Origin of the sequence: Pseudoxanthomonas beigongshangi, from assembly GCF_016820515.1 — a bacterium.
GTDB classification, from domain to species: domain Bacteria; phylum Pseudomonadota; class Gammaproteobacteria; order Xanthomonadales; family Xanthomonadaceae; genus Pseudoxanthomonas_A; species Pseudoxanthomonas_A beigongshangi.
The window spans coordinates 36,214-61,484 of the sequence record NZ_JADHDV010000020.1 but is presented as its reverse complement, the minus strand read 5'-3'; the positions used below and the strand labels follow the sequence as shown (position 1 = coordinate 61,484).

Annotated in this window: 20 protein-coding genes and 1 pseudogene; 6 read left to right on the top strand and 15 right to left on the bottom strand. The window is 68.5% G+C overall.

Going from position 1 to position 25,271, the window contains the following annotated elements:
- Positions 1-87: 87 nt before the first annotated feature.
- From IQ458_RS14715 to IQ458_RS14660, 12 genes are all read right to left on the bottom strand, one after another.
- Positions 88-855 (bottom strand): YdcF family protein, encoded by a 768-nt coding sequence (locus IQ458_RS14715; RefSeq protein ID WP_203323278.1) that lies wholly within the window; start codon positions 853-855, stop codon positions 88-90.
- A complete protein-coding gene (locus tag IQ458_RS14710; RefSeq protein ID WP_183636348.1) occupies positions 852-1,910 on the bottom strand; it encodes an EpsG family protein in 1,059 nt (352 codons plus the stop codon). The genes IQ458_RS14715 and IQ458_RS14710 overlap by 4 nt, the downstream gene beginning before the upstream one ends.
- Entirely contained in the window at positions 1,907-2,752 is an 846-nt protein-coding gene (locus IQ458_RS14705; protein ID WP_203323277.1) for a glycosyltransferase family 2 protein, read from the bottom strand. Before IQ458_RS14705 ends, IQ458_RS14710 begins: the two co-directional genes overlap by 4 nt.
- Entirely contained in the window at positions 2,749-3,897 is a 1,149-nt protein-coding gene (locus IQ458_RS14700; protein ID WP_192198560.1) for a polysaccharide pyruvyl transferase family protein, read from the bottom strand. Before IQ458_RS14700 ends, IQ458_RS14705 begins: the two co-directional genes overlap by 4 nt.
- Entirely contained in the window at positions 3,897-5,177 is a 1,281-nt protein-coding gene (locus IQ458_RS14695; protein WP_192198562.1) for a lipopolysaccharide biosynthesis protein, read from the bottom strand. Before IQ458_RS14695 ends, IQ458_RS14700 begins: the two co-directional genes overlap by 1 nt.
- Before the next feature lie 17 nt (positions 5,178-5,194).
- Positions 5,195-6,355 (bottom strand): glycosyltransferase family 4 protein, encoded by a 1,161-nt coding sequence (locus IQ458_RS14690; protein ID WP_183636361.1) that lies wholly within the window; start codon positions 6,353-6,355, stop codon positions 5,195-5,197.
- A 179-nt stretch (positions 6,356-6,534) separates the two neighbouring features.
- Positions 6,535-7,665, bottom strand: coding sequence for a right-handed parallel beta-helix repeat-containing protein (locus IQ458_RS14685; protein ID WP_192198564.1), 1,131 nt, complete (start codon positions 7,663-7,665; stop codon positions 6,535-6,537).
- A 408-nt stretch (positions 7,666-8,073) separates the two neighbouring features.
- Entirely contained in the window at positions 8,074-9,156 is a 1,083-nt protein-coding gene (locus tag IQ458_RS14680; protein ID WP_203323276.1) for a right-handed parallel beta-helix repeat-containing protein, read from the bottom strand.
- 2 nt (positions 9,157-9,158) lie between these two features.
- Positions 9,159-10,568 (bottom strand): asparagine synthase-related protein, encoded by a 1,410-nt coding sequence (locus IQ458_RS14675; protein ID WP_183636367.1) that lies wholly within the window; start codon positions 10,566-10,568, stop codon positions 9,159-9,161.
- Positions 10,569-10,598: 30 nt separating this feature from the next.
- Positions 10,599-12,866, bottom strand: coding sequence for a polysaccharide biosynthesis tyrosine autokinase (locus IQ458_RS14670; RefSeq protein WP_183636369.1), 2,268 nt, complete (start codon positions 12,864-12,866; stop codon positions 10,599-10,601).
- A gap of 42 nt (positions 12,867-12,908) precedes the next feature.
- A complete protein-coding gene (locus IQ458_RS14665) occupies positions 12,909-15,227 on the bottom strand; it encodes a UDP-N-acetylglucosamine 2-epimerase (protein WP_203323275.1) in 2,319 nt (772 codons plus the stop codon).
- Between the two features lie 170 nt (positions 15,228-15,397).
- Positions 15,398-15,874, bottom strand: a complete 477-nt coding sequence (locus tag IQ458_RS14660) for a low molecular weight protein-tyrosine-phosphatase (RefSeq protein WP_183636373.1) — start codon at positions 15,872-15,874, stop codon at positions 15,398-15,400.
- A 266-nt stretch (positions 15,875-16,140) separates the two neighbouring features.
- Here IQ458_RS14660 and IQ458_RS14655 point away from each other — a divergent pair, with 266 nt between their 5' ends.
- Entirely contained in the window at positions 16,141-16,434 is a 294-nt protein-coding gene (locus IQ458_RS14655) for a hypothetical protein (RefSeq protein WP_203323274.1), read from the top strand.
- Positions 16,435-16,506: 72 nt separating this feature from the next.
- Here IQ458_RS14655 and IQ458_RS14650 read toward each other — a convergent pair whose 3' ends face one another.
- Positions 16,507-17,118, bottom strand: a complete 612-nt coding sequence (locus IQ458_RS14650; RefSeq protein WP_183636379.1) for a ferritin family protein — start codon at positions 17,116-17,118, stop codon at positions 16,507-16,509.
- Between the two features lie 216 nt (positions 17,119-17,334).
- Here IQ458_RS14650 and IQ458_RS14645 point away from each other — a divergent pair, with 216 nt between their 5' ends.
- Together IQ458_RS14645 and IQ458_RS14640 are read left to right on the top strand one after the other, a co-directional pair.
- A complete protein-coding gene (locus IQ458_RS14645) occupies positions 17,335-17,631 on the top strand; it encodes a hypothetical protein (protein WP_183636382.1) in 297 nt (98 codons plus the stop codon).
- A gap of 342 nt (positions 17,632-17,973) precedes the next feature.
- A complete protein-coding gene (locus tag IQ458_RS14640; protein WP_203323273.1) occupies positions 17,974-18,303 on the top strand; it encodes a hypothetical protein in 330 nt (109 codons plus the stop codon).
- A gap of 51 nt (positions 18,304-18,354) precedes the next feature.
- Here the strand turns inward: IQ458_RS14640 and IQ458_RS14635 are convergent, their stop codons facing one another.
- Both IQ458_RS14635 and IQ458_RS14630 read right to left on the bottom strand, forming a co-directional pair.
- Complete coding sequence (locus IQ458_RS14635) at positions 18,355-21,309, bottom strand: bifunctional diguanylate cyclase/phosphodiesterase (RefSeq protein WP_203323272.1); 2,955 nt, start codon at positions 21,307-21,309, stop codon at positions 18,355-18,357.
- Between the two features lie 69 nt (positions 21,310-21,378).
- Positions 21,379-21,879 (bottom strand): MgtC/SapB family protein, encoded by a 501-nt coding sequence (locus IQ458_RS14630; RefSeq protein WP_183636391.1) that lies wholly within the window; start codon positions 21,877-21,879, stop codon positions 21,379-21,381.
- A gap of 128 nt (positions 21,880-22,007) precedes the next feature.
- Here IQ458_RS14630 and otsB point away from each other — a divergent pair, with 128 nt between their 5' ends.
- The 3 genes and pseudogenes from otsB (at position 22,008) to IQ458_RS14615 (ending at position 25,269) form a co-directional block, all read left to right on the top strand.
- The gene (gene otsB, locus IQ458_RS14625) at positions 22,008-22,772 is read left to right on the top strand and encodes a trehalose-phosphatase (protein WP_203323271.1); all 765 of its coding nucleotides are present in this window, start codon (positions 22,008-22,010) and stop codon (positions 22,770-22,772) included.
- Positions 22,769-24,139 (top strand): annotated as a pseudogene (locus IQ458_RS14620) (alpha,alpha-trehalose-phosphate synthase (UDP-forming)); the annotation flags it as partial. The gene otsB and the pseudogene IQ458_RS14620, both read left to right, overlap by 4 nt.
- 74 nt (positions 24,140-24,213) lie before the next feature.
- Positions 24,214-25,269, top strand: a complete 1,056-nt coding sequence (locus IQ458_RS14615) for a glycosyltransferase family 4 protein (RefSeq protein WP_183636401.1) — start codon at positions 24,214-24,216, stop codon at positions 25,267-25,269.
- Positions 25,270-25,271: the final 2 nt, after the last annotated feature.

Here is a 25,271-nt window from a genome sequence, read left to right as displayed (position 1 = left end):
GAACGGCGTCGGCAAGACAATGGCGGATGAACGCGCGTGCGCGAAGCGCCGGACGGTCACGCACATCCCTGTTCACCGACGCGGCCTTCACAAATGCAGATGGGCGGCGGTGAGCGCGACGATTTCCTTGAACGCGCGGCCGCTGCGCCACAAGGCGCGTTGCGAAGGCAGCCAATAGCGCCACCAGCTGCGCGGCGCCCTGCCCTCGGGCACGGGTACCGGCATGACCCGCGCGCCCGCCTGCTCGAACAGCAGGGCCGCGCGCGGCATGTGCAGGGTGGAGGTCACCAGCAGCAGGCGCGGATGTTCGCGGCCGGCCAGTGGCAGGCTGTAGCGCGCGTTGTCGCGCGTGTTGCGGCTGCGTTCTTCCAGCACCAGCGCCGAGCGCGGCACGCCGAGGCGCTCGATCGCCTTGGCCATGCGCCGCGCCTCGGTGGTGTCGCCCTCGCCGCCTCCGCTGAGAATCACGATCGGGGCGCGTCCGGCCTGCCAGGCGCGCGCGCCGGCGGCCAGGCGGCTGTAGCGCAATTGCTCGGGACGTACGTCGGGCCTTTCCAGCCATGCATAGTGGCTGCCGCCGCCGAGCACCACGATGGCGTCCGCGCGCGGAAGATCGGCCGCATCCTCGACCACCGGATAGCGGAATTCCAGCAGCCCGCGCAGGGTGTCGGAAGCGAATGGAAATGACCACAGCGCCGACCACATCACCGCCGCGATCGCCACGCCCGCGCCGATCCGGCGACGGCGCCACCACCACAGCAGCGCCGCCAGCACCAGCAGCGACAGGGTGAGCGTGGGTGGATAGGTCAGTGAAACCGCGAACTCCCGGAGCATCGACGCCGCGCCTCCACTCATATGACGATTCCGCGGCTGACGTAGATGTAGAACACCCCGCAGGAGGCCAGCAGGCCGGCCCGGATCAGCAACGGGTTGCGCAGCGGCGCGATGCGCGCGTGGCAGAGCACCGCCGCCAGGATCATCGACACCGCCAGCCAGGCCGGCAGCAGGTAACGGTTGGAGAAGAAGCCCCAGCCGATCAGGAAGAACGGCAGCGACATCACCAGATAGACCGAGGTGCTGTCGAGGATGCGCTGGCGCCACTGCGCCTGGACCAGCGGCGCCAGAAAATGCGGCAGCAGGTACCAGAAGATGGTGAATACCGCGAAGTCGATGCGCACGCCGGATCGGTACAACGGATTGGCGGTGTACTCCATCACCACGTCGTAGAAGCCGGGCGCGCCGGCGCGCACCGCCAGCATCGAGAGTCCGGAAACGTAGGCCAGGAACGCACCCGCCGCGACCACGCGCAGCCAGCGCGTGCTCAACAACAGCGCCGGCGCGCAGGCCAGGTACATGGCGGACGACAGGTGCAGGCTGGCCGCGAGCGCGCCGGCCAGCGCGAACGTGCCCCATCGCCGCCGATGGAACCCGAGCAAGGCCACGAACACCAGCGGCGCCGCCAGGCCCTGGCGGATCGCGTTGATCGAGGCGTTGGTGAACATCGGCGAGATGAACAGCAGCATCAGCGAGGCGCACAGCAGGGTCTGCCAGCTCACCGGCGTTTCCAGGTAGAACCGATAGCGGCGCACCGCCAGCGCGACCATCACCAGCAGCAGGCCGAACAGGGCGAACTGGTAGCCGGTGACGCCCAGTCCCAGCTTGTACAGGGCGTAGCTCAGATAGACGAAGCCCGGTTCCAGCCGGGTTTCCGGCATGCCCTGCACCAGATTCTCGAAGAAGCCAGCATAGGTCTCGGTGTCGCTGCCGATGTCCAGCGGACGGGTGCCGACCAGCCAGCACGCGAACAGCGCCACCCCGCCCAGCAGGATCATGCCCAGCCACCAGCGCGCCATCGCCTCGCCCTGGCTGCGCCGGCTGGCCTGCAGGTAGCGGGCCTGGACGGTGTTCACGAGGCGATTCCGGTCTGGCGCGAACGCATGGCCAACAGCAGGCGCCGGCGGGTGCGCCGGACCAGCCCGATGCTGCGCGCGAACCAGTGTTCGGCGGGCGTGACCAGGCCCTTGCGCAGCAGCTCGCGCCGGACTTCCTTGCCGGCGCGGTGCATCGCGTCCAGATCCGCGCTCAGGCCGCCGGCGCCGAAGGTCGGCTTGTGCCAGTACGCGAGCACCTGGTTGAGCTTGGCGCAGCGGTAGCCGGAGAAGCCTATCTCCGCCCACAGCAGGAAATCCTCCACCCGGCGGAAACGTTCGTTGAAGCGGAACGGCAGATCCCGGCGCAGCACCACCGAGGCGGTCGGGAACGGATTGTTGAGCAGGAAGCGGCGGCGGCCGATCGCGGTCGCGCGCACCGGCGGGCGCACCGGCAAGGTCTTGGCGCCGCGTTCGCGGACCGCCATCCGGTGCGCGACCAGGGCCAGATCCGGATCCGCCTCCAGCACCTCCATCTGCAGCGCGATCTTCTGCGGCGCCCAGGTGTCGTCGGCGTCGAGGAAGGCCACGTACGGCTGGCTGGCGCGTTCCCAGCCCAGGTTGCGCGCGCGCGACGGCCCGCCGTTGGCGGGCGCGGCCACCACCACCACCCAGCCCGGCGGATGTAGTTCGGCCAGCGCGTGCAGCGCGTCCAGGGTGCCGTCCCCGCTGGCGTCGTCGACCAGGATGACTTCCACCGGGCGCCGGGTCTGCGCGGCCACCGAGGCCACCGACGCGGCAATCGTGCCGGCGCAGCGATAGCACGGAATCACCACGCTGACCGGCGCGGTGGTGGAGGGATCCGGCGGAAGATGCGGCTTCATGCGTGTGCGTGCTCCAGCGCCCATGGTGCGCATTTGAATATGTCCTCGGCCTGGTCGGCGTACAGGGCGGGTGAAGAGCACTCCGGTTGGCGTTCGCGCAGCAAGGTGGCGATCACATCGCTGAACGGATACCCCTGCGCGGTGGTGATGCGCCGCCGCTGCGGCAGCCCGATGTCATCGGCGAAATCGCGGCACTTGCGGTGGTAGTCGACGATCGCGAACGGCACCCCGCACAGCCACGAGACGATGGCGCCGTGCAGGCGCGCGCTCACCATCGCGTCGCAACGCCCGATGGCGGCCACCATCGCCAGCGGATCCGGCTGGGTATAGCGCAGCACCTCGACCGCGACGCCCCCCTCGCGCAGGCGCCGCGCGATCGCGTCGGCCAGTTCGCTGTCGCCGTGGCGCGGGTGCTCGTTGAGGCTGAACACATCCACCACCAGCCGGCGCACGCGCGATTCGGCCAGGAGGGTTTCGACGAACGCGTCCTCCCAGGCGCGCATCGCCGGCGCGCCGTGCGCGCCGCCTTCCGTGTAGCGGCACGGCGCCACGCCCACGCGCAGGGGCGCGCCGGGTTCGGGCTGCGCACGCACCGGCATCGACACCAGGCGCGGCAACAGCACCGCCAGATCGCAGCCGGCGTGCGCATGCGCGGACAGGCCCATGCGCTGGATCCATTCGTGCGAGCGGCGATCCCGCACCGACAGGTAGCTGAAGCGATCCAGGAAGGATGCCGCCGCGGCTTCCTGCTCGGTGTTCGCGAAGGGCCCGATCGAGACCCCGATCGCGGACAGTCGCAGGCCGCGATGGCGGCGTGCGGCCTGCATCATCGGTTTGCGGAACGATTCGCGCGCGGTGATGACGGAACCGCCGCCCATCACCAGCACATCCGAACCGACGGTCGCGCTGGCGAAACTGAGCAGCCGGCTGCCCTTGCCCAGCGCCCCACCCGCCCCGTACCAGTCGAGCGGATAGAACGCCGGCACGGTGCTGACGCCGGCCATGCCGGCCAGCGGCGGGCCGACCAGGCGCGGCGAGGCGTTCCAGTAGCGTTCGGCCGCGCGCGTGCAGATCACGCCGAACAGGTCGTCACCGAAATTGCGCATACCGTAGTAACCGGTGAAAGCGACACGGGGCTTGTCCATCAGTCCAGCTCCAGTGCGTCGACCCGGCGGGCGCCGCGATACATCAGGCCCAGCAGCAGCGCCTCGGCGATGACGGTGGCGATTGCCGCGCCCATCTCGGCGAAGGCGGGAATCAGCGCCAGGTTCAACAGGACAGCCGCCAGCGCCGCCAGCGCCATCGCGTAGACCCGGTAGCGCATGTGACCCTCGGTGAGCAGCACCGAACCGACCGCGGTGGACAGGAAGCGCAGCGGCACGCACAGCGCCAGCACCTGCAGCAGCGGCACCACCGTGCGATAGCCGGCACCGAAGACCTGCGTCGCCAGCGGCGCGGCGAACGCCAGCACGATGCCGCCGACGATGCCGCTGGCCAGCATGGCCACGGTGCCCCAGCGATAGACCTGGCGGAACCGGGGGCGGTCATGCACCGCCCAGCGGTGCAGCTTGGACAGCAGGAACTTCTGGTAGACCGTGGTCGGGAACAGGTAGATCGCGGTCATCACCGCCAATGCGATGCCGAAGTGGCCGGCCGCCGCATCTCCGGCCAGGTACTTCAGCAGCACCGTGCCGATCTGGAAGAACACCGGATACAGCACCGCCGCCATGCCGTACGGCCACGCCTGCACGCACAGCTGGCGCACGCCTGGCGGACGCGCCTGCAAGGCGGAAACATCCTGCGCGCCGTGGCCGCGCAGCGCCCAGTCGCCGCGCGCCATCGACCGCCACTGCGGCATGGCGGCGAACACCGCCAGCACCGCGACCGCGCTGTAGCCCAGCGCGACCATTTCGATGCGCATGCCGGACCAGGCCAGCGCATACGCCGCCACCAGCAGTCGGCCCAGCGGCATCCACAGTTGCCACGCGGCCAGTGCGCCGTGACGTTCCTCCAGGCGCAGCTTGCTGCCGATCTGCTCGACCGCCAGCAGGCCGATGATCACCGGCAGCAGCAGCCACAGCAGTTGCCGGGTACGGGCATCGACCGGGGGCCCCCACTCCGCCCAGGCGGCCACGCCGATCAGCGCAAGCGTGGTGCTGGCGACGATGAAGCGCTCTGACGCGCGTCGCCAGCGCTGGGCCTGCCAACCCTCGGTGCCGAACACCTTGAGCCGGAACTGCGACAGCCCGAAACCGGCCAGCGGCGCGATCAGGGTGATGGTGGCGAGCGAGGACGCGAACAGGCCGTATTCGGCCGGACCGAACCGGCGTGCCAGCAGGGTCTGCGCGGCGAATACCGCCACGGCGCCGGCGGCGGTGGCGAGCCACAACAGGGACAGCGCGTTCAGGGCGGGACGCAGCGGCATGGGCAGGATCCGGTTCATCATCCGGCCATCGCTCCCTGCAACTGCAACGGCACCAGTTCGCCGTAGACCTCGCAGGTCTTGCGGATGACCACCTTCTCGTCGAAATCGCTGAGCGCGCGCGAGCGGGCGCGTTCGCCCAGCCGTCGCAGCAGATCGCGGTCGTCGTCCAGGCGCGCGATCACCCGCGCCAGCGAGTCCGCGCTGCGCGGCTGCACGTGCAGGCCGTCCTCGCCGTCGCGGCTCACCACCTCGCGGCAACCCGGCAGGTTGGTGGTCACCAGCGCGATGCCGCAGGCGCCGGCCTCGATCAGGCTCTTCGGCACGCCTTCCCGGTAATAGCTGGGCAGTGCCATCACATCGACCGAACGCAGCAGCGCCGGCATGTCCTCGACATGCCCCAGCCACTCCAGCGTGCCCCGCGCGTGCCAGGCCTCCACTTCGGCCGCGGGTACCGAATGCGGATTGCCCGGATCCGGCATGCCGGCGAGCAGGAAGCGGACGTCGCGGCCCTGCGCGCGGAGGCGTTCCGCAGCGGCGGCGTATTCGCACACGCCCTTCTCGCGCAGCAGGCGCGCGGCCAGCAGCACCCGCAGCGGGCGCCGCCCGCCGCTGTCGGCATCGCGCAGCAGGAAACGGCTGAGATCCACGCCGGAGCCTCGGATCAGGCGGATGTTGTGCGGTGGTGCCAGGCGCGCGTCGGCGAAGGCCTGCGCGTCGTCCGGGTTCTGCAGGATCACCCGCGAATGCTCGCCCCCCAGCGCACCGCGCATCAGCAGCGACACCAGCGGCCGCAGCACGCGCGCCTTGGCCCGGTCGCTGGAAAAGACATAACCCAGGCCGGTGACCGCGTTCACCACCGCCGGCACGCCGGCCGCGCGCGCCGCCAGCGCGCCATAAACGGCGCACTTGAGGGTGAAGCTGTGCAGCAGGTCCGGCCGTTCCTCGCGCAGCACGCCGATCAGCCGGGCCAGGGTGCCGGCCTCGCGCCAGGGGTTGAGGCTGGAGCGCTGCATCGGCAATGGCCGCCAGCGGATGCCGTGCTGCTCGAAGCGATGGCCAAACTCGCCCGGTGGCGACACCATCACCACCTCCATGCCCATGGAGCGCAGTTGCAAAGCGGTGGAGAGTCGGAAGTTGTAGAGGTACCAGTCTGTATTCGCGAACAGGATGAACTTCATGCAGGCGCCGTGGGGGGAAGCGTCGCCGCAATTCTAGAAAGTCGAGCCCGCAAAACCGTTCACGCGCTCACCACCAAATCGGCACGTTGCCCAACAAACGGGCAGAAAAAAGGCGGCCCGGAGGCCGCCTCTGCACGCGCTCGTCATTCTGCTGAGCGCCAGTTCACTTGCCCGTTCGATTACTTGGCGTAGCCGTTGCTGGTCACCCGGATGTCGTAGACGTCGCTGACCCGCGCCACGTGCGCGCCGTTGCCCTTGTTGCCGTCGACGAATCCGGTCATGTAGGTCAGCGGATAGACGGTCTTCTGGACGCCGTGCAGGCGGGTGTTGTTGTTGCGCGAGATGTTGCCGCTGTACTGGTAGCTGCGCGTCCCGCTGCCGAACATCATGCCGACCAGGTAGTTGTGGCGGATGGTGTTCTGGGCGATGTAGCCGCTGTCCGGACCGATGGTCAGGATGCCGTGCCCGCCGTTGTACTCGATGGTGCAGCGCTTGATGGTGACGCCCTTCACCCGCTTGTACACCAGGATGCCATTGCCGGCGTTGCCGTGGATATGGCAATTCTCGATGTGCACGGTGGAGGTGGTGCGCAGGTCGCCGACATCCGGCTCGATGTCGATGCCGCAGGCCGGCGCGATGCCGTTGCAATCGCTGAATTCACTGTCGTACACCTTGACCCCCAGCGCGTGGCCGATGGTCAGGCCCTGGCGGCGGTTGCCGGTGCAGACCACGTTGGCGATGACCACGTCGCTGCAGGGGATGGTCGGTGCGTTGGTGACCATCGCACCGCCGATCGAGATGCCGTCGCCCCAGCACTTGGAGACATGGATGTCGCGCACGGTGACCTTGGACGAACCACGGATCATGATGCCGTGGCCCCATTCCCCGGTCGTACCCAGATGGGTTTCGCGGTCGCCGATGATCTGGCCGCCGGAAATCTCCACGTTGCTGACCTTGTAGGCCATCAGCACGTACGCGCGTTCCTTGTCGTTGCGCTTGGCGCGCAGGCGGGCGCCATCCTGCAACAGCAGGTGCATGTTGCTGCGCAGGCGGACATTGCGGGTCGGGTCGATGACGTAGTCGCCCGCCGGCACCACCACGGTGCCACCGGTCGAGGGAAGCGCGTCGATCGCGTACTGGAACGCGGTGGTGTCGTCGGTGGCGCCGTCGCCGCGGGCGCCCCAGTCCTTCACATTGAGCGTGGTGCTGCCGCGGGCCCGGACCGGAGGGGCGTAGACAGCGGCCAGAACCTTGGGAATCCCCGTCGTGTAGAGCGCTACCGGCAGTGCCAGCAACAAGGATTTGCGCAAAAATTCGCGCCGAGGCGTCCCTGCCTCGCGCACGTCGTGCACGAGTGCATTGTTTTTCACAGCCATGACCCCTGCGGGCCAAATGGCCCGGTAAAAGGAAAACAAAGGAATTGGCCCGGATGAGAACCGTGGCCGATGGGGAATATAGGGAAGTTTTCCTCGCCGCGCGCGAGAAGATCTCGTATCTGTGAAACGGCTCAACTACTGCTTGCGGAAGGATTCATTTTCTGCGGCAAAACGCGGTGTTTTCTCTACCGGAATCCATGGTCGAGTCCGCTTGTCGCGCGGTTTCGATTGCTCGCAGGACGAATGAAATAAACCACTACCTTGTGGGAGCAACGTAAGTCGCGAAGCGTGGTGGCATCCACATCGCGACTTACGTCGCTCCCACAGGATAAGGGCTGGGACTCAGCGGCCTGGGCGGCTGCTGGGGTCTATCTGGATGGACGAGGCGCCGCGGGCGACGTCGAGGTTCATCCAGCCGGCTTCCTTGCCGGAGCGTTTCGCCACCTGGGCGGCGTTGCCACGCAGTTGGTTGTCGCGCAGGCGGAAGCCGCTGCTGCGCGCGCGGACGGTGATGCCGCGCAGGCCGTTGCCCCGGATTTCGTTGCCCTCGATCAGGCCGCCCGTGGCGGCGCGCAGGTGCAGGCCGTCGCCACGGTTGGACAGGATCCGGCAGCGGCGGACGGTGACGTCGTGGACACGCTCGTACAGCTGGATGCCCGCGCCCTGGTTGCCCTGCACCAGGCAGTCCTCGATCAGCACGTCGCGTGCGTCGCCTCCCGGGTCGGGTTCGATGTCGATGCCGCAGCCCGGCAGCACCCCGCCGGTGTCGAGGAAAGAAGAACGCAACACCCGTACATGGCGGGAGCGGCCGATGGTAAGTCCCTGCCGGCGGTTGCCCTGGCAGACCACGTCCTGGATCAGCACGTCGCGGCTGGGCAGCGGCGGCTGGCCGCGAACACCGGACAGGCCGCCCACCGAAATGCCATCGCCCCAGCACCGGGTGATGTACAGGTCATGCAGGCGGATCCGGCTGGACCCGCGCACCATGATCCCGTGTCCCCATTCACCGGTGGTGCCCAGATGGCGCTCGCGATCGCCGATGATGCGTCCGCCCGACACCTCCACGTCGTCGAGTTGTTGCAGCAGCAGTACGTAGGCGCGCTGCGCGGCATTGCTCATCGCGACCAGGCGGGTGTCGGCCGCCATCGAGAAGTGCATGCGGCTGCGCAGGCGCAGGCTCCGCAACGGGTCGATCGGGTAGTTGCCGGCGGGAACGACCACGGTGCCACCGGCTTCCGGCAGCGCGTCGATGGCGGCCTGGAACGCACGGGTATCGTCGCCCTGTCCATCGCCGCGCGCGCCGAATTCACGCACGTCCAGGCGTACGCTTCCACGCGCCGACGCCAGGGTGCCGGCGGCGGGCAAGGCCGCAAGCGCCGCGCCCGCGACCAGACCATGCAGGCAGCGGCGTCGCTGGCGGTCCATCGTCAGGCGGCTTTCTCCCGCGCGGCCGTCGCCACCCCGCGCGCGGCCAGCCAGGGCAGCACGATGGCCAGCAGGTAGAACTTGGACGCGTGGTACTTGTTGTCGAGCCGGCGCCGGTTGCGCTCCAGCCAGGGCACCGCGCCCGGCAGCAGCTCCGACAGGTCGCGGGCGAAGCCGTGCACCTGGTCGAAACGCTGCGCGGCCAGCCCGCACAGATCGAATCGGAAACTGCCCTTGCGCTGCACGTACGGCAGTTCGGCGAAACGGGTTGCGATATGGCGCCGGATCAGCATCTTGTTGACGCCGGTTTCCGGATCGACCTTCTGCCGGCGCGGCACCTCCAGGTGGATCCATTCGCGCAGGTCGTGATCGCAGAACGGATAGGCCGCATCCAGTCCCAGCGCATGCGCCGTATACAGGCCCTTGGCGAAGGCGCCGGCTGAACCGGCGATCGACATCGACATGTCGCGCCATTCCCAGGCGCTGGTGGCGGTGGCGATTTCCTCCTGGAACAGGGTCACCCGCGCCCGCGAGCGCCGCGATATGGGGTGCCCGAACAGCGCGTCCACCTCGGCGTCGCTGAAGCGCGAACCCGGGAACACCCGCTCGATCGGGGTCATCTGCAGGGTGCCCAGCAGGAAGCACGCCTCGAAGCTGCGATCCACGCCGGGCAAGGCGGTGACGTCCACCGGCAGGCGCATGCCGCGCGCCAGCTTGCCCAGCAAGTGGTGCTGGCGATCGACCGGGGTGCCGAAATAGCTGTCCGCGCCCAGGCCGTCGATCACGCCGTCACCGCCACGCGCACGCACTTCCGTGCCCAGGTCCGCATAGGACAGCAGCGCGAAGTCGGCGGTCAGTAGCGGCATCCGCCCGACCAGTGCCAGATAGCGGTCATAGGCGCGGCCCGGATCGCAGACCAGCGATTCGTGGCGCAGGCCGAGTCGCCGCGCGACCTGCTGCGCCGATTCGACCTCGTTCTCTTCGCGTCCGCCCAGGTAGGTGATGCAGGTCGCGTCGGGACGCGCGTCCGCCAGCGCGATCGCCAGCGTGGTCGAATCCTTGCCGCCGCTCTGCAACAGCCACGGAGAGGACATTCCGGCGCAGGACCGCTCGATCGCCTCGCACAGCTTGCGGTGATAGACCGCGATCCAGTCCTGCGGATGGCGCGCCACCTCCGGCACTTCGCCGGCATTGCGGAACTTGAAACGGAACCGTGGCGCGGTGTGCATGTCCTGGTCCGGCGAGAAGCCGAACGTGACCAGCTTGATGCCCTCGTAGATGGAATGCGGCGGATACACGAAGGCATTGCGCAGCAGGTCCGCCACCGACACCGGGTCGATGCGCTGCGCATTGGGCTCCGACAACGGGGAAAAGTCGGGCTTCCCGTAGTACGGGGACATGGTGATCTGCATGGTTCCTCCTTGTCGTTGCGATCCGCGTGCTCAGCGCGACCCGGCGGTGCGCGGCGCCGGCAGGTACTCGTAGTACGTGTAGGCGTACTGCCCTGCCCCGCGCTTCTCCACGCCGTTGAAGATGGCACCCTTCACCTCCACGCCGTTCTGCTCCAGGCGCTGCTTGGCCAGGGCGATCTCGCGCTGCTGGTTGAGACCCCAGCGCACCACCAGCAGGCAGGTGCCGGCGTGCTGCCCGATCACGGCCGCATCGGTCACCGCCAGTACCGGCGGGGTGTCGATCAGCACGATGTCGTAGTCATGCGCCACGTTCTTGAGCAGCGCGGTGAAGTTCTCGTGCATCAGCAGTTCGGACGGATTGGACGGCACCGCGCCGCGCGAAATGAACGACAGGTTGTCGGCCCCGGCGACCCGGCGGATGGCATCCTCCAGTTCGATCCGGCCGAGGATCAGATCCGACAGTCCGCCTTCCCAGCGCACGCCGACGGCGTCGTGCAGGGTGCCGCGGCGCATGTCGGCGTCGATCAGCAGGACCCGCTGGCCGGTCTGGGCGATGGTCACCGCCAGGTTGGCGCAGACGAAGGTCTTGCCCACGCCGGGGCTCGGCGCGGAGATCATCAGCAGGTTGTTGCGGGTCTTCATCCGCGCGAAGTGCAGGCTGGTGCGCAGCGTGCGCAGCGCCTCCATCGCCAGGTCCGACGGCGCGCTCAGCGCCAGCAGGCGCTGGCGCCGCTCGCGGCGGCGGCCGCCGGTGCGCTGGGTGAGCTCGCGGCCCTTCTCGCTGAAGGGAATCGAGGCGTATACCGGCAGGCCCAGCAGCTCGATGTCGACCGGATCCTCCACCCCGCGGCGGAACAGCTGGCGCATCAGCACGAAGGCGATCATCAGCACGGCGCCGAGCGCGGTGCCGGCGGCCAGCACCGGCAGCGGCTTGGGCCAGGCCGGGCTATTGAGGTTGACCGCGGCCGGATCGATCACGCGGGCGTTGCCGACCGCGCTGGCGCGGGCGATGTTCAGCTGCTGCGCCTGGTCCAGCAGGTTGGCGTAGGTCTGGTTGGTCACCTCGACGTCGCGGTTGAGGCGGAACAGGCCCTGCTGCGTATCCGGCAGGTCGCGGATCTGGCCCTGCAGGGCGGCGCGTTCGCCCTGGAACTGTTCGATCTGCCGCTGCAGGGTCTGGTAGGTCGGATGCGAGGGGGTGAAGCGGTTGGCCACCTCGGTCATCTGGATGCGCAATTGCTGGATGCCGGCATCCAGGGCGATGGTCCGATCCAGCAACGCCCGGTTCTGCACCGCCACGTCCAGGGTCTGGGTGCGAGTCTGGAACTGGTTGAGCGCCGCCTGCGCCTTGGCCAGTTCCTCGCGCACGTTGGGCAACTGCTCGGTCACGAACTTCAGCCGGCTGGCCGCTTCGGCGGACGTGCGGGCCACGTTCTGGTGCACGTACTCGCGGGTCACCTCGTCCAGCACGCGACGGGCGCGCTCGGGATCGGCGTTGGCGTAGGTCAACGCGATGACGCCGGAATTGCGGCCCTGCTCGGTCGCGGTGATGTCCTGCTTGAGCGCCGCCATCACCGTGGTCGGATCCCGCCGGGTCACGTCGAAGCGCATGCCCGGGTTGGCGACCAGACGGCGCACCAGCAGTTCGGTGCCGCCCGCGCGGGCGGGCACGCCGGCCTTGCCGCGCAACAGCACGCGGCCATCCGGGGTGGACAGCACGTACTGCCCGCCTTCGCCGGCGGTAATCCGCAACTGCGCGCCGGTCAGTTCGCGCGGGACTTCAAGGTGTGCCACTTCCAGCACATCGCCGCCCCAGCCATAGCCGCTCAGGCCCAGCCATGGCGACGACAGCGCCCCGGGGTGGGACTTCTGGTAACGGCGGGCGATGAATTCACCCAGCAGTGGCAGACGCGCGGGCTGCACGTCCACGTCCAGATCCAGTCGCGTCATCGCCTCGCCGATCACCCGGCGCGAGGTCAGCAACTGCACTTCGGTCGCGCCCGGCGAGGTGGAAATCGGCGGCGGGCCCTGCATGGCGGCGTTGGTGCTGACGCCCGGCGGGATCGCCGGCCGGTTTTCCACCTGCACCACCGCGTTGGCCTCGTACGTCGGCGTCACCACCAGCACGTACAGCAGGCTGGCGAGGAAGAACGCCGCCGTGCCCAGCAGGATCATGCGCTTGTTCTGGTTGAGCGTCGCCACCAGGGTCGGCAGATCGACATCGCCCTCGCGGGGCGCGGGGCCCGGGGTCAGATCCGGACCGGGCGGAAACGTCCGCGTGATGAGTTGAGTGGCCATGGGGGAGTCACCTCGTTGCCAGATGGGATTCACGCAAGCCGGTCAGGACGCTTCGCGCACGCCATAGGCGTAGCGGATGTCCTGGGCTTCGGGGGGATGGGGCGGATGTCCGCCGGTGTGAAGGCGCAGCAGCGCGTCGGGCACCTCGTCGCCGGGGAGCCCCGCACGGGCGTCGCCCGTGGTCGCCGTGGCCAGCGACTGGTATACGGCGGGTTCGCTGAGCAGGGTCAGCACGCGGCCGGCGATGGCCAGCGCGGTGGTGCCGATGGCGATGCCGTTGCCCTCGCCATCGGGCGTGTCGCAGACGCGCAGCACCGGCTTGCCCTGCAACTGGCCGGGGAAACCGCCGCCCTGCCCGGCAAGTACCAATTGCGCACGTTCGAGCAGGTGCAGCCAGGCCAGGTAATCGGTCAATTCCAGGATGTGCACGTTGGCGAAGGCATGCAGCGCGGCGGAAACATCGCCAGTGGCGCCATTGCCGGAGGATTCCTGCGGCCACACGATGTCCACGTCCGGGCGCCGGCGCGCGATCATTTCCAGCGCCTCGGCCAGTTGCACGGCGGCGTCCTGGTCCGGCGCGCAGGCGACCATCAGCAACGGGTTCTCATCGCGCAGGAACGGGAAACGCCATGCGATCGCACTGGCCAGCCTGGGTTCGGCGCGCAGCACATCCAGTCCCGTGCGCAGGGTCTCGGCGACGATGCCCTCCTGCACCAGCAACCGCTCCTCCGGCACGCCCTCCAGGCGCAGGCGCCGGCCCGCGTCCTCGCTGGCGGCCACGTGCAGCGCCGCCAGCGACTGGACGATGCGCCGGCTCGCTTCGTTGGGCCAATGCGAAGGGGTCGCCGCGCTCGCGTCGCCGTCCACGCACACCACCGGGACGTCATCGGCATGCGCGGCCAGGCTGAGCGCGAACGTGGCCGGTGCGTTGCCGGGCACCAGGACCACGTCGGGGCGTATCTGGTCGAGCAGCTCGCGCGCGCCGGTGACCAGCGCGTCGGCGCCGTCGTCGCCGGACAGGCGATCCTGGGCCTTCAGGCCGAACAGGCGCAGCGCCGCCTCGCCGTCGGTGCCAGGCACTTCGGACAGGCACACGCTGGTCTGGAAACGGGCGTCATCGGCGAGCCGCTGCGCGATCGGCGCCACGCCCATCGCGTCCGGCGTGGCCGCGACCACGCACAGGGCGCGCACCGGGCCATCGCCATCGGCGCCGCGGACGACCGGATAGGGTTCGTGGTCCTCGCTGCTGACGGCGCCAGGCGGCACGAAGCGTCGCCCGGCGTGCGGGGTCGGCACGAACCGGGCCAGCCCGCGCGACGGCCAGCTGAAACCGCGCGTGCGCAGTTCGAGCAGGCGCGGCAGCCCGAGCAGGTAGATCACGGTGGCGGCGATGAACGACAACAGGTTGACGATGTCCGGTACCGCCCGCAGGACGTAACCCAGCAGGGCCAGGACGATGCCGATCGACACCATCAGCGCCAGGGTCACGCGCGGCGAGAAGCCGCTGTCCATCAACAGATGGTGCAGATGCTGGCGGTCGGCGCCGAACGGCGAACGTCCCGCGCGGATGCGCCGGTACATCACCGCCAGCGTGTCCATCACCGGCAAGGCGACGCACCACAGCACGTCCACCGGCGCCAGCCGGCCGACCCGCGAGTGGCTCAGGTAGATCAGGCTCCAACCAAGCAGGAATCCGATCGCGGTGCTGCCGGCGTCGCCCATGAAGATCTTGCGTCCATCCGGCCAGCCCAGGTTGGCGAAGATGTAGGGAATCAACGCCGCGAAAAGCACCTGCAGCATCAGCATGGCACCCACCGCGGTCCAGCCCGCGCGGTCGTACAGCAGCACCGAGCCGATGCAGACCAGCGCGATCGAGGCGGCCAGGCCGTCGATGCCGTCCAGCATGTTGAATGCGTTGATCAGCCCGATGACCGCGAAAATGGTCAGCGGGATGCCCCAGATGCCCAGCCGGATGTCGCCCGGCAACAGCCCTCCCATGTGATCGACGTAGTAACCGGTACTGAGGATCACCAGGGCGACGATCGCCGATTCGATCAGCAGGCGGGATTGCACAGTCAGATGGACCACGTCGTCGGCCACGCCCATCGCCACGATCAGGGCGGCGCCCATCATCACGCTCATGACGAAGCGGTCGATGAAGCCCAGGTAGGCCAGTCCCACCAGCAGCCCGATGAAGAAGCAGATGCCGCCGATCAGCGGCACCCGCCCGTTGTGCTGCTTGCGGGTGTCGGGCCTGTCCACCAGACCGACCCGGCGCGCCCACGGGCGCATCGAGAAGATGGCGAACAATGTCACCGCCAACGCAATCGCGCTGGCGGCGATGATCCTCGGATGCTCCATCCAGAAATCCTCGCTACTCACTAGTCCGTGATGGCCATCCTGTCCAACCGGTCATCCCTGGCAAAACCACTGTCCCGCGTGATGTGTGCGTTAGTGGATCGTTCCGTTTCCAATCTACGGACAGCATCTTGATGAGCGCATGAAAGCGTGAACTGCGTAAGGGCATCGGCTCAGCTGTGTGCAGGCAGCGCGAACAATCGTGAATCGGAGCCGATCGGCATCCGCTCGCACCAGGCGCGCGCCGACTCTCCGATCAGATCGAAGGTGCGAACGAAGGCGTCGCGCGGTTTTCCGCAGGGATCGCGTATTTCCTGCCGACCTTTCCATCTGCCCAGCAGGTGCATGCGATTGCGCAGCGGTGGCGCGATCGCCTCGAGCGCACGCAATTGCCTCTGCTCCATCGCCAGCACCAGATCCGCCTCGACCAGCATGCGCAGATCGATCTGGCGGGCGACATGGTGATCCAATCGAAGACCATTTTCGGCAAGCAATTCGGCCGCGATCGGATGCAGGCCATCACCCACCCGCGCCGCCAGCCCGGCCGAACGCACCCGCAGGCCGGCCGCGTGCCCGTGCGAACGCAGCACCGCCTCGGCCATCGGGCTGCGGCAGATGTTGCCGACACATACGATCAATACCTGGTACATCGCGACGCCATCATGTTCATGCGGTGCAGCCTGCCAGCGCGGCCGTGTCGAGCGTGTATGCGCACGCTCTTCACATGCTCGTCAGCGTTTTCGTTCTATGCAGGATGCGGGCAGATGAACGGCATGCCGGGTTTTCCATACATCGGTCCAGTTGGAATCCATTGCGGTCCGTGCGGGGCATCTCGCCAAGAATGGAAATCCAAATGGGCCCCGGCATCCGCCGGGGCGACGAATCTCCATCCCTGCCCATCACAGAGAGCCCACCCATGCCCCTGCTGAAAATCCGACTGACCGGAAGCGAGGCCGATGTCGCCACCGTGATGAGCGTGGTGCATGGCGTGGACGGTGTCGAACGGGTCGAGGAAGTGGCGGATTTGATGCCGCACATGGACGACGAGGATTCCAGCTCGGCCGGGCTGGTCGACGATCAGGGCGCCGGTGACGTGCATGCCATCGAGATCGAAGTGCCGGGACCGCATACCGGCGACGAGGTGCGCGTACTGATCATCCGCAGCGCTGAAAGCCTGGGAATGGCGGTGGAATTCGTCGACGAGTTCTGAACGGGCCTGCCGCGCCCTTGGGCGCGGCAGGTTTCCACTGCATCTGAGACGGCGCCTGCTGCCGCGGCGTGCCTACATCATCTTGTCGCGCGCCTGCTCGGCGCGCGCGGCACCGATGGCGGTTTCGACATTGCGTTCCTCTTCCGGCGGCGGCAACACGGCCGGCAGGCCCAGCGACTGGATCCACAATTCGCGGGCCCAGCCACGCGTGTGGTAGAGGTGGTGATCTTCCTGTTTCTCCACCTGGTCGTGCGCGGCCTTGAGGATCTTGCCTTCCTGCTTGCCCGCCTTTTCCGCGACCCGGCCGATCAGCTCCCAGTTCTGGTGATCCTTGGTTTCGGCCAGGACCACGCATTCGGCGGCGACCAGTTCGGCGGCGGCGGCCCCCGCTTCGGCCATCGCCATCCGGATGGCCTTCACCAGCGAACGACCCTGATGGGCGACCACCTCACGGCCGGGACTGGCCGCCTCGGGATCCTTGCCGAGCTGTTCGAACACGTCCAGCAGGATCTGTTCGTGCTGGCGGGTTTCCTCCAGATACTTTTGCCACTCTTCCTTCAGGTCCTCGTTCTGCACCGCCTCCAGGGCGGCGGTGTAGACCTGGATGCCGCCGCGCTCGGTTTCCAGCGCCTGCAGCAGCAGTTCGTTCACTTGGGTCTGGTCGGTCATGGATGAGCGTGCCATCGGGATACTCCTTGCCGTCGGGTGGGAGAAACAAAAGATTCGTGGCGACTCGCCAACTTGCCGATGTTCTAGCCTCGGCCGTGCAAACGCGCCGTGACAGCGCGACGCCTTCGCGTGCATCCGCCTTTAACGCGGCGATGCACACACGCTCTTGCCGGACTCGGGAGTACAACCGGATCGTCCTCCTTCCGGCGTGCGCGGCACGCGGAATTCCAGATGAGTCCGCCAGCCGATTCCGCCTGCTGCTACCTGCCCGAACGCGCGCCCCCGGTCAACGTGCCGCTGGCGATCTATGCGTGCTCGATCGACGACGTGACCGGCTGGTTCAGCGGCCGCTACGATGGCCGCGCATGGCACGCGGAACTGGCATCGGACGATGAGGAAGGATGGTACGTGCTGGGTTGGCGCCAACCGCATGCGCCCCTCGACGATGCCTGCGTCGCCTGCGGGGGATTGCCGACCCATCCGCTGGGACATGAGCCGCCGTTGCTGCGCACCGCCCCGCCCCACTAGGCGTCGCCGGCCCGCGGCGGATGAACCCGCGCTTTGCGGCGCCCGCTTCTTAACGAAGCGTGGATCCGCCCTGCACCCGCGATTTCCCCCGCGTGGCGGAAACTCGCGGGCGTGGATGCCGGAGAACATCCCGGCCGGCTGCATATTCAGTGGACGCACTCCCTCGCGGAGCCTCGCCTTGACCCGCAGCCCCACAGGAGAACCGGCCCGAGGCCACCACGGTCGCCGGGAACGGCGGGTCAACCTCGTCTGGATCGCCAACCGGTTCTCCGCTTCCCGCACACGTTCTCTTGATGCGGTCGCGGGAAAGGTGCAGTCCTGCAAGCCAAGCAGGAGATGCGCATGGGCAAGACGTCGATCGAAACCCGCCTCGCCGAACTGGAAGCCCTCTGCCGCCGCCTGGAGCCGGCGGTGGAGCGGCGCATGCAACATCAGGAACAAGTGGTCGAAAGCGTACTGGAGCACTTCGGCAGGCTCCAGGGCCAGCTCGCGGTCATGGGCTACGTGGCGTCCACCGTCATGCAGTCCGTGGACGAACCCGTGCAGACACGGCTGATCGCCTGCCTGCAGGTCGCGGCCGAGAATTTCCCGCTCGGCCTGCCGCCCCAGTTCGAGGATGGCTTCCGCGAATCGGCCGAGGCGCTGATCCCGGATATCTGGACCCTGCATTGATCCGGCTGGCGAGGTGTCCGTCGACCATGATCCGTCGCATGGCCGGATCGCTCACGGCCTGGCCGGAAGTTCTGGCGGCGGCGCCGGGCCTAGGTGTTCCAGGGTCCCGGCCAGATCCATCGGCCGGGCCAGCAGATATCCCTGCACCTGATCGCAATGGTGACGATGCAGCCAGTCCAGCTGCGCGCGGGTTTCCACGCCTTCGGCGACCAGGGTCAGGCCCAGGCTGTGCCCCAGCGTGATCATGGCGTGGCAGATCGCCGCGCTGCGGTCGTCATCGGCGACGTTGCGGACGAAGGTCTGGTCGATCTTCAGCGCGTCCAGCGGCAACTGGTGCAGGTAGGACATGCTGGAGAAGCCGGTGCCGAAATCATCCAGCGAAGTGCAGATGCCGTGTTTCTGCAACGTGCGCAGGGTTCGCATGGTGCCTTCCGGGCTGTCCAGCAGCATGCTTTCGGTGACCTCGATGTGCAGCGCGCCGCGCGGCAGTCCCTGGCGCTCGTGCAGGCGGATCAGGCGTTCGGCGAAATCGGGGCGGCGCAGCTGCGCCGGCGACACGTTCACCGCGATCGGCAGATCCGACCAGCCGGCCGCGACCAGCTTGCGATGGCATAGCGCCGCCTCCTCGATCACCCAGTCGCCCAGCGTCGTGATCAGCCCGGCATCCTCGGACAGCGGCACGAATTGCGACGGCGGCACGAATCCGCCATCGGCCTGCGGCCAGCGCAGCAATGCTTCCAGGCAGACCGGCCGGCGATCCTCGAGCCGGTAGATGGGCTGGAAATGGAGCATGAAATCGCGCTGTTCCAGCGCCACGTGGATGCGCCCGATCATGCGCAGCCGTTCGCTGGCGGCCTGCGCCATCGGCGCGTCGAAGATGCGGATGGGCACGTCCTGCGTACGCGCCACGTGCGCGGCCAGCGCGGCATGGCTGACCGCGTTCTCGAACGATTCGCCGTCGAACCGGGCCACGCCCACCCACGCCTCCAGGCTGCGCCGCGAGCCGCCCTGCTCCACCGGCAAGGTCATCGCGCGATGCAGCGCGCCAACCGCTTCGTCGACATCCACGCCGGGGCGCAGCGCGACCACGAATGCCTCGGATGGCACGAACGCGGTCTCCCCCCAAGAATCGGCCAGCGTCTCCAGGCGGCTGGTCAGGGTATCCAGCAGCCGCGTCGCGACCGCCTGGCCCAGGCTGTCGATCACCAACTCGAGCCCGCGCAGTTGCACGTACGCCAGCGCATAGCTGCCCTTGCCCTCGGCCGCCAGCGCCGCCTTCAGGCCGGGAAGGTTGAGCAGGCCGGTGGCGGTGTCATGGCTGGCGCGATAGTTCAGTTCGCGCTCGTAGGCGAGCGTTTCGCTGATGTCCTCGGCCAGCACCAGCCGCGCGGGCCGGCCGTCGTAGCTGATGGTGTCGGTGCGCACGTGCACGTCGATCACGCTGCCGTCACGCTTCAGGTGCTTCCAGACCTCGCCTTCGTGCGAGGGCGCCGGCTCGGTCAGCGACTGCAGCATGTCCACCGAACTGCGCGGCGGGCGGATGTCCATGATGGACATCGAGAGGAATTCCTCGCGGCTGTAGCCGTAGTGGCGCTCGGCCGCCGCATTGACCTCCAGGAAGCGCAGGGTTTCCAGGTCGAAGACCCAGAACGGCATCGGATTGCGCTCGAACAGCAGGCGGTACTGGCGTTCGGTCTCCAGCAGGCGCGCCTGTGCGCTGCGTTCGTTGGTGATGTCCACCAGGGTGCCGGTCATCGCGGCGCCGCCTTCCTGACCCTCGACCGCGCCGCCGCGGGTCAGCAGCCAGCGTACCTGCCCGTCCGGGCGCACGATCCGGTACTCGGCGGTGAAGGGTTCGCGGCTCTGCCAGGCCTGGGCGAAACGCGCGCGCAGCGCATCGCGATCATCGGGATGCACGAGCGCGTAGAACTCCTCCCGGTCGGCGCTGTTGCGTTCGGGTCCGAATCCGAAGATCTCCGATACCTGTTCGGACCATTCCACCCGCGGCGGCGACTGGCGCACGACCCAACTGCCGGTCTTGCCGATGCGCTGCGCCAGCCGCAGGCCTTCGCCGGCGCGGCGCACTTCCGAGATCAGGCGCTTCTGCGCGCGCGCCGCCTGGCGGGTGTGGCGCATGAGATACAGCAGGCTGGCCCAGTACAGCACGTAGACGGCCAGGGATCCGAACAGCAGGAGATACCAGGGGTGCAGGATTTCCTTGCGTCCCAGCCCCGCGCTGACGAACACGCCATAGTCGTCCAGGTGCAGGCGCGAGGTGATCCGCACCACCCCGTCCACGCCGCTGCGGCGAATCATCGCGCTGCTCGCGTATGGCGGTCCGGACGGCAGGATCTCGGGGTAACGGCGTCCCACGTAGTGCGCCGCGTCGCGGCTGCGCGCCAGCACCGTGCCACCGTGATCCATCACCGTCACCACGCCGTCCCGCCCGGTGTCCAGGCCGGCGACCAGGCGCTGGATTTCCGCCACCCGCAGGCGCGCCACGATCCAGCGGCCGTCGTCCATCGACGTCAGCAGCGGCAACAGCCATTCGCCATCCAGTTGCTGGAGCGCGCCGAAGCGCAGGGCATGCGTCGGCGACCCGCGCGGCGGCGGCGGAATCCGCAGGCCATGGCCGGGGGTGATCGCGCGCCCGGCCGCATCCACGATGACGATGCTGTGCAGTTCCTGGTGGCGGCCCACGACGCCGGCCACCGCTTCGCCGAGCAGCGCCGACGCCGATTCGGGGACGGTGCGGAACGCTTGCTGGGCATCGCCGGCGATACCGGCCATGGCCCGTTCCAGGTTCCGCAGTTCCAGCCGCAGCAGCCTGGCCGTGCCTTCGGCCAGCGCCATGCTCTGGCGCCGCGCCGCGTCCAGCCTCAGTTGATGGTCGCGGTAGACGAAATAGCCCAGCAGATACGCGAGCACGAGCGCCAGCGCGATGCCCGACCAGGCGACCGTCCGGGTGGAGCGAACTATGGGCAATTCCTTGTGCGTATCCGTCATGGCGACGCTGAGCAGCCAGGTAGCGGAATGGTCGATGTCCCCCGGGCGCCACCATACCCCTGTAGGCGCTCAAGCGGAAGCCGGTGGCCTTGGGGGGCCGCCCGGCGGTCGGCGACGGGCGATCAGGCGCTCGATCCAGGCCAGCACGACCAGCACGGACAGCGTGGCCGCGGTGATCAGGAACGCCAGCAGGTCGTAGTCGAATCCCACCGCCACGCCGATCACCGCCACCATCAGCAGCGAAGCCGCGGTGGTGATGCCCGTCACCGTACCGGCGCCGCGCTGGGCGAAGATGGTGCCCGCGCCGATGAAGGACACGCCGGCGATCACCGCCTCCACCAGCCGGAAGGGGTCCACCGTGAGGATGGGGCTTGGCTCGCGCATGCTCTCGGCCATCACCAGGCCACCGATGCCAACCAGGAAGGCGGCCGCGCCACCGACCAGCATGTGGGTGCGGAAACCCGCCGGCCGGTTCTTGATTTCGCGCTCCACGCCGATGCTGCCCGCCAGCGCCATCGCGTACACCACTTCCAGCAGCACGTTCCATTGATCCGCGAATCCGGAAACCATGCCGTCGTCTCGCAGCCCGGGAGATCGCAGCCTCGCGCGGCGGCAGTCAACGCGCCGTGCGCGAAATGTTGGCGCGGGATGAAGACCCATCCACATCGCGCTCACGCCGCGCTACCTAGGATGAAACCATGGAAAGCGAAAGTACCCTGGCAGCGGAACCACCGCTGATAGAGGATGACTGGGCGCTGTTCCTGGATGTCGACGGTTCACTCGCCGAACATGCGCCCACGCCGGATGCGGTGCGGATTGATCCCGCGATCAAACAGGCCCTGCCCGCGCTGTCCCGCAAATGCGGCGGCGCGCTGGCGCTGGTGAGCGGTCGATCGGTGGAAGCGCTGGACGCCCTGTTCGATCCCGTGCATATCGCGGCGGTCGCCGGCCTGCACGGACTGGAACGACGCTGGCACGCCGGATGGAATCCGGCGCCGGCGATGGATGCCGGTTTTCTCGCGCTGGCGGCGGAAGCCGAGGCGATCGCCGCGCGTTTTCCCGGCGCGTTGATCGAATGCCGCGGTGGCTGCCTGTTCCTGCACTGGCGCGCCGCGCCTGATGCAGCGCCGGAACTGGGCGCATTCGCCGAGTCCGCGCGGACGCGGCTGCCGCACCATCGCCTGCATCCCGGCGCGCACGGCATCGAGATCCGCCCGGTCGGAATGGACAAGGGCGCGGCGATCGCGGCCTTCATGCAGGCGCCGCCGTTCCAGGGCCGGCGACCGGCCTTCATTGGCGACGATCCCGCCGACGAGCCGGGTTTCGCCCAGGTCAATGCGCTGGACGGCGTCAGTGTGCTGATTGGCGCGGCGCGCACCAGCGCGGCGCGCCATCGACTGGCCAATCCCGGCGCGGTGCGCCGCTGGCTGCTGGATTCCCTACACGACGAGGTATTGGCATGAACATCGAATCACGGCACCGGCCGGTGGCTCGCGGCGGGGGGGACGCGGGACGCACGGTGCTGGTCTCCAACCGGGTTGCCCTGCCCGGCGAAACCCAGACCGGGGGCCTGGCGGTGGCGCTTGCCGCGGCCATGGAAGACGGCCCCGGCCTGTGGCTGGGCTGGAGCGGTCGCATGGCCAGCGACGCGCGCCTGCCGCTGGCGCGCACCCGCGCCGGCCGGCTGGAGTATGCATTGCTGGATCTGCCCGCGGACGAATTCGACGCCTACTACCACGGCTTCGCCAATCGCGTGCTGTGGCCGCTGTTCCACTACCGCATCGATCTGGTCGACTACCACCGCGAGCATCACGAGGCCTGGTGGCGGGTCAATCGCAGGTTCGCCGAAGCCCTCGCCGGCCAACTGCGCCCGGATGACACCGTGTGGGTGCACGACTATCACCTGATTCCACTCGGCCAATGCCTGCGCGAACTGGGCATCGACAACCGTATCGGTTTCTTCCTGCACATCCCGATGCCGCCGCCGGACGTGCTGTCCGCCCTGCCCGTGCACCGTCGCCTGCTCGCCGCGCTGGCCTGTTACGACCTGGCCGGTTTCCAGACCCGCACGGATCTGGACAACTACCGGCATGCGTTGCGCCAGCAGGACATCCGCACGCAGGGCCGCAGCGGCGCGTTCCCGATCGGCATCGATGTCGAGGCGATCGTGGCGTGCGCGCAGAGCGACGAAGCCCGCATCGCCGAACGCGATCTGCGCGCCAGCCTGTCGGGCCGGCGGCTGGCGATCGGCGTGGATCGGCTCGACTACTCCAAGGGCCTGCCGGAACGCTTCCGCGCGTTCGAGCGGCATCTGGAAAGCGGCGCGCCCTCCGCCGGACAGCTCACCTACCTGCAGATCGCCCCGCCCAGCCGCATCCAGGTGCCCGAGTACCAGGAAGTGCGGCGCGAACTGGAAGGGTTGGCCGGCCACATCAACGGTCGCCACGCCAAGCCCGAGTGGACGCCGATCCGCTATGTCAACGACAGTTTCCCGCAGAGCGTGCTGGCCGGCTTCCATCGTGCCGCCGCGATCGGCCTGATCACGCCGCTGCGCGACGGCATGAACCTGGTCGCCAAGGAATACCTCGCCGCGCAGTCGCCGCTGGATCCGGGGGTGCTGGTGCTGTCGCGCTTCGCTGGCGCGGCCGAGGAGCTGACCGAGGCATTGCTGGTCAATCCGCATGACGCCGATGCGGTGGCCGACGCCATCGACGCCGCCGCGCGCATGCCCCTGCGCGAACGCCAGGATCGCTGGCACGCGTTGATCGCGAAGCTGCGCGGCAACGACGTCGGCCATTGGGCGCGTGGATTCCTCGAGACGCTGCGCGATGGCGGTGGCTCCGAAGGCACGGTGAAGGCGCTGCCCGACACGCGGCCCGGTGTATTGGCGGGAGTGCCCGCGCGATGAAGATTGCCCAGATCTCCCCGCTGCTGGAAGCGGTGCCGCCCCGGCTGTACGGCGGCACCGAACGGGTGGTTTCCTACCTTACCGAGGCGCTGGTCGCCGCCGGCCACGACGTGACCCTGTTCGCCTCTGGCGACTCGCGCACCTCGGCCACCCTGGTGCCGGGCCGCGACTGCGCGATCCGGCTGGACGAGTCGCCACTGAAGTCGCCGGTGGCCGCGCACCTGGCGATGCTGTCGGACGTGGCCCGGCGTGCCAACGAATTCGACATCATCCACTTCCACATCGACCTGCTGCCGTTCCCGCTGTTCGAGCCGGTCGCCGCGCACACGATCAGCACCCTGCACGGGCGCCAGGACAAGAAGGATCTGCCGGCCTTCTACCGGCGCTGGCCGGAATTCCCGCTGGTCTCCATCTCCGAAAGCCAGCGCCGGCCGATTCCCTGGGCCAACTGGCTGGGCACGGTCTACCACGGGCTGCCGGAGGATCTCTACCAGCCGGCGGAAAACCCGGCCGGTGACTACCTGGCGTTCCTGGGCCGGGTATCGCGCGACAAGCGACTGGATCGGGCGATCGCGATCGCGCGCCGGGTCGGCCTGCCGCTGCGCATCGCGGCCAAGGTCGACACCCACGACCGCGTCTACTTCCGCGAAACCATCCGCCCGCTGCTGGAGCAGGACGGCGTGGAGTTCATCGGCGAGATCAACGACGAGGAGAAGCCGGCCTTCCTCGGCAACGCCCGCGCCCTGCTGTTTCCCATCGACTGGCCCGAGCCGTTCGGGCTGGTGATGATCGAGGCGATGGCCTGCGGCACCCCGGTGATTGGCTGGCGCTGCGGTTCGGTGCCTGAAGTGGTGGACGAAGGCGTCACCGGCCATATCGTGGATTCGATCGCGGCGGCCAGCGCGGCGGTCGAACAGGTGGAACGGCTCGACCGCGCCCGCATCCGCGAAGTGTTCGAGCAGCGTTTCTCCGTCACCGCGATGGCGCGCGAATATGTGGGGCTCTACCAGACCCTGCTGACGCGTCCGGACCTGCGCATGGCCAAGGGTTGAAC

What these genes read in the sequence shown, in the direction of transcription:
- IQ458_RS14705 (WP_203323277.1), bottom strand. Translation starts at nt 2,752, where the DNA reads ATGAAGCCGCATCTTCCGCCGGATCCCTCCACCACCGCGCCGGTCAGC.
- IQ458_RS14655 (WP_203323274.1), top strand. Translation starts at nt 16,141, where the DNA reads ATGCCCCTGCTGAAAATCCGACTGACCGGAAGCGAGGCCGATGTCGCC.
- IQ458_RS14690 (WP_183636361.1), bottom strand. Translation starts at nt 6,355, where the DNA reads ATGAAGTTCATCCTGTTCGCGAATACAGACTGGTACCTCTACAACTTC.
- IQ458_RS14715 (WP_203323278.1), bottom strand. Translation starts at nt 855, where the DNA reads ATGAGTGGAGGCGCGGCGTCGATGCTCCGGGAGTTCGCGGTTTCACTG.
- IQ458_RS14615 (WP_183636401.1), top strand. Translation starts at nt 24,214, where the DNA reads ATGAAGATTGCCCAGATCTCCCCGCTGCTGGAAGCGGTGCCGCCCCGG.
- IQ458_RS14660 (WP_183636373.1), bottom strand. Translation starts at nt 15,874, where the DNA reads ATGTACCAGGTATTGATCGTATGTGTCGGCAACATCTGCCGCAGCCCG.
- IQ458_RS14665 (WP_203323275.1), bottom strand. Translation starts at nt 15,227, where the DNA reads ATGGAGCATCCGAGGATCATCGCCGCCAGCGCGATTGCGTTGGCGGTG.
- IQ458_RS14700 (WP_192198560.1), bottom strand. Translation starts at nt 3,897, where the DNA reads ATGGACAAGCCCCGTGTCGCTTTCACCGGTTACTACGGTATGCGCAAT.
- IQ458_RS14680 (WP_203323276.1), bottom strand. Translation starts at nt 9,156, where the DNA reads ATGGACCGCCAGCGACGCCGCTGCCTGCATGGTCTGGTCGCGGGCGCG.
- IQ458_RS14670 (WP_183636369.1), bottom strand. Translation starts at nt 12,866, where the DNA reads ATGGCCACTCAACTCATCACGCGGACGTTTCCGCCCGGTCCGGATCTG.
- IQ458_RS14695 (WP_192198562.1), bottom strand. Translation starts at nt 5,177, where the DNA reads ATGCCGCTGCGTCCCGCCCTGAACGCGCTGTCCCTGTTGTGGCTCGCC.
- IQ458_RS14635 (WP_203323272.1), bottom strand. Translation starts at nt 21,309, where the DNA reads ATGACGGATACGCACAAGGAATTGCCCATAGTTCGCTCCACCCGGACG.
- otsB (WP_203323271.1), top strand. Translation starts at nt 22,008, where the DNA reads ATGGAAAGCGAAAGTACCCTGGCAGCGGAACCACCGCTGATAGAGGAT.
- IQ458_RS14630 (WP_183636391.1), bottom strand. Translation starts at nt 21,879, where the DNA reads ATGGTTTCCGGATTCGCGGATCAATGGAACGTGCTGCTGGAAGTGGTG.
- IQ458_RS14640 (WP_203323273.1), top strand. Translation starts at nt 17,974, where the DNA reads ATGGGCAAGACGTCGATCGAAACCCGCCTCGCCGAACTGGAAGCCCTC.
- IQ458_RS14650 (WP_183636379.1), bottom strand. Translation starts at nt 17,118, where the DNA reads ATGGCACGCTCATCCATGACCGACCAGACCCAAGTGAACGAACTGCTG.
- IQ458_RS14675 (WP_183636367.1), bottom strand. Translation starts at nt 10,568, where the DNA reads ATGCAGATCACCATGTCCCCGTACTACGGGAAGCCCGACTTTTCCCCG.
- IQ458_RS14645 (WP_183636382.1), top strand. Translation starts at nt 17,335, where the DNA reads ATGAGTCCGCCAGCCGATTCCGCCTGCTGCTACCTGCCCGAACGCGCG.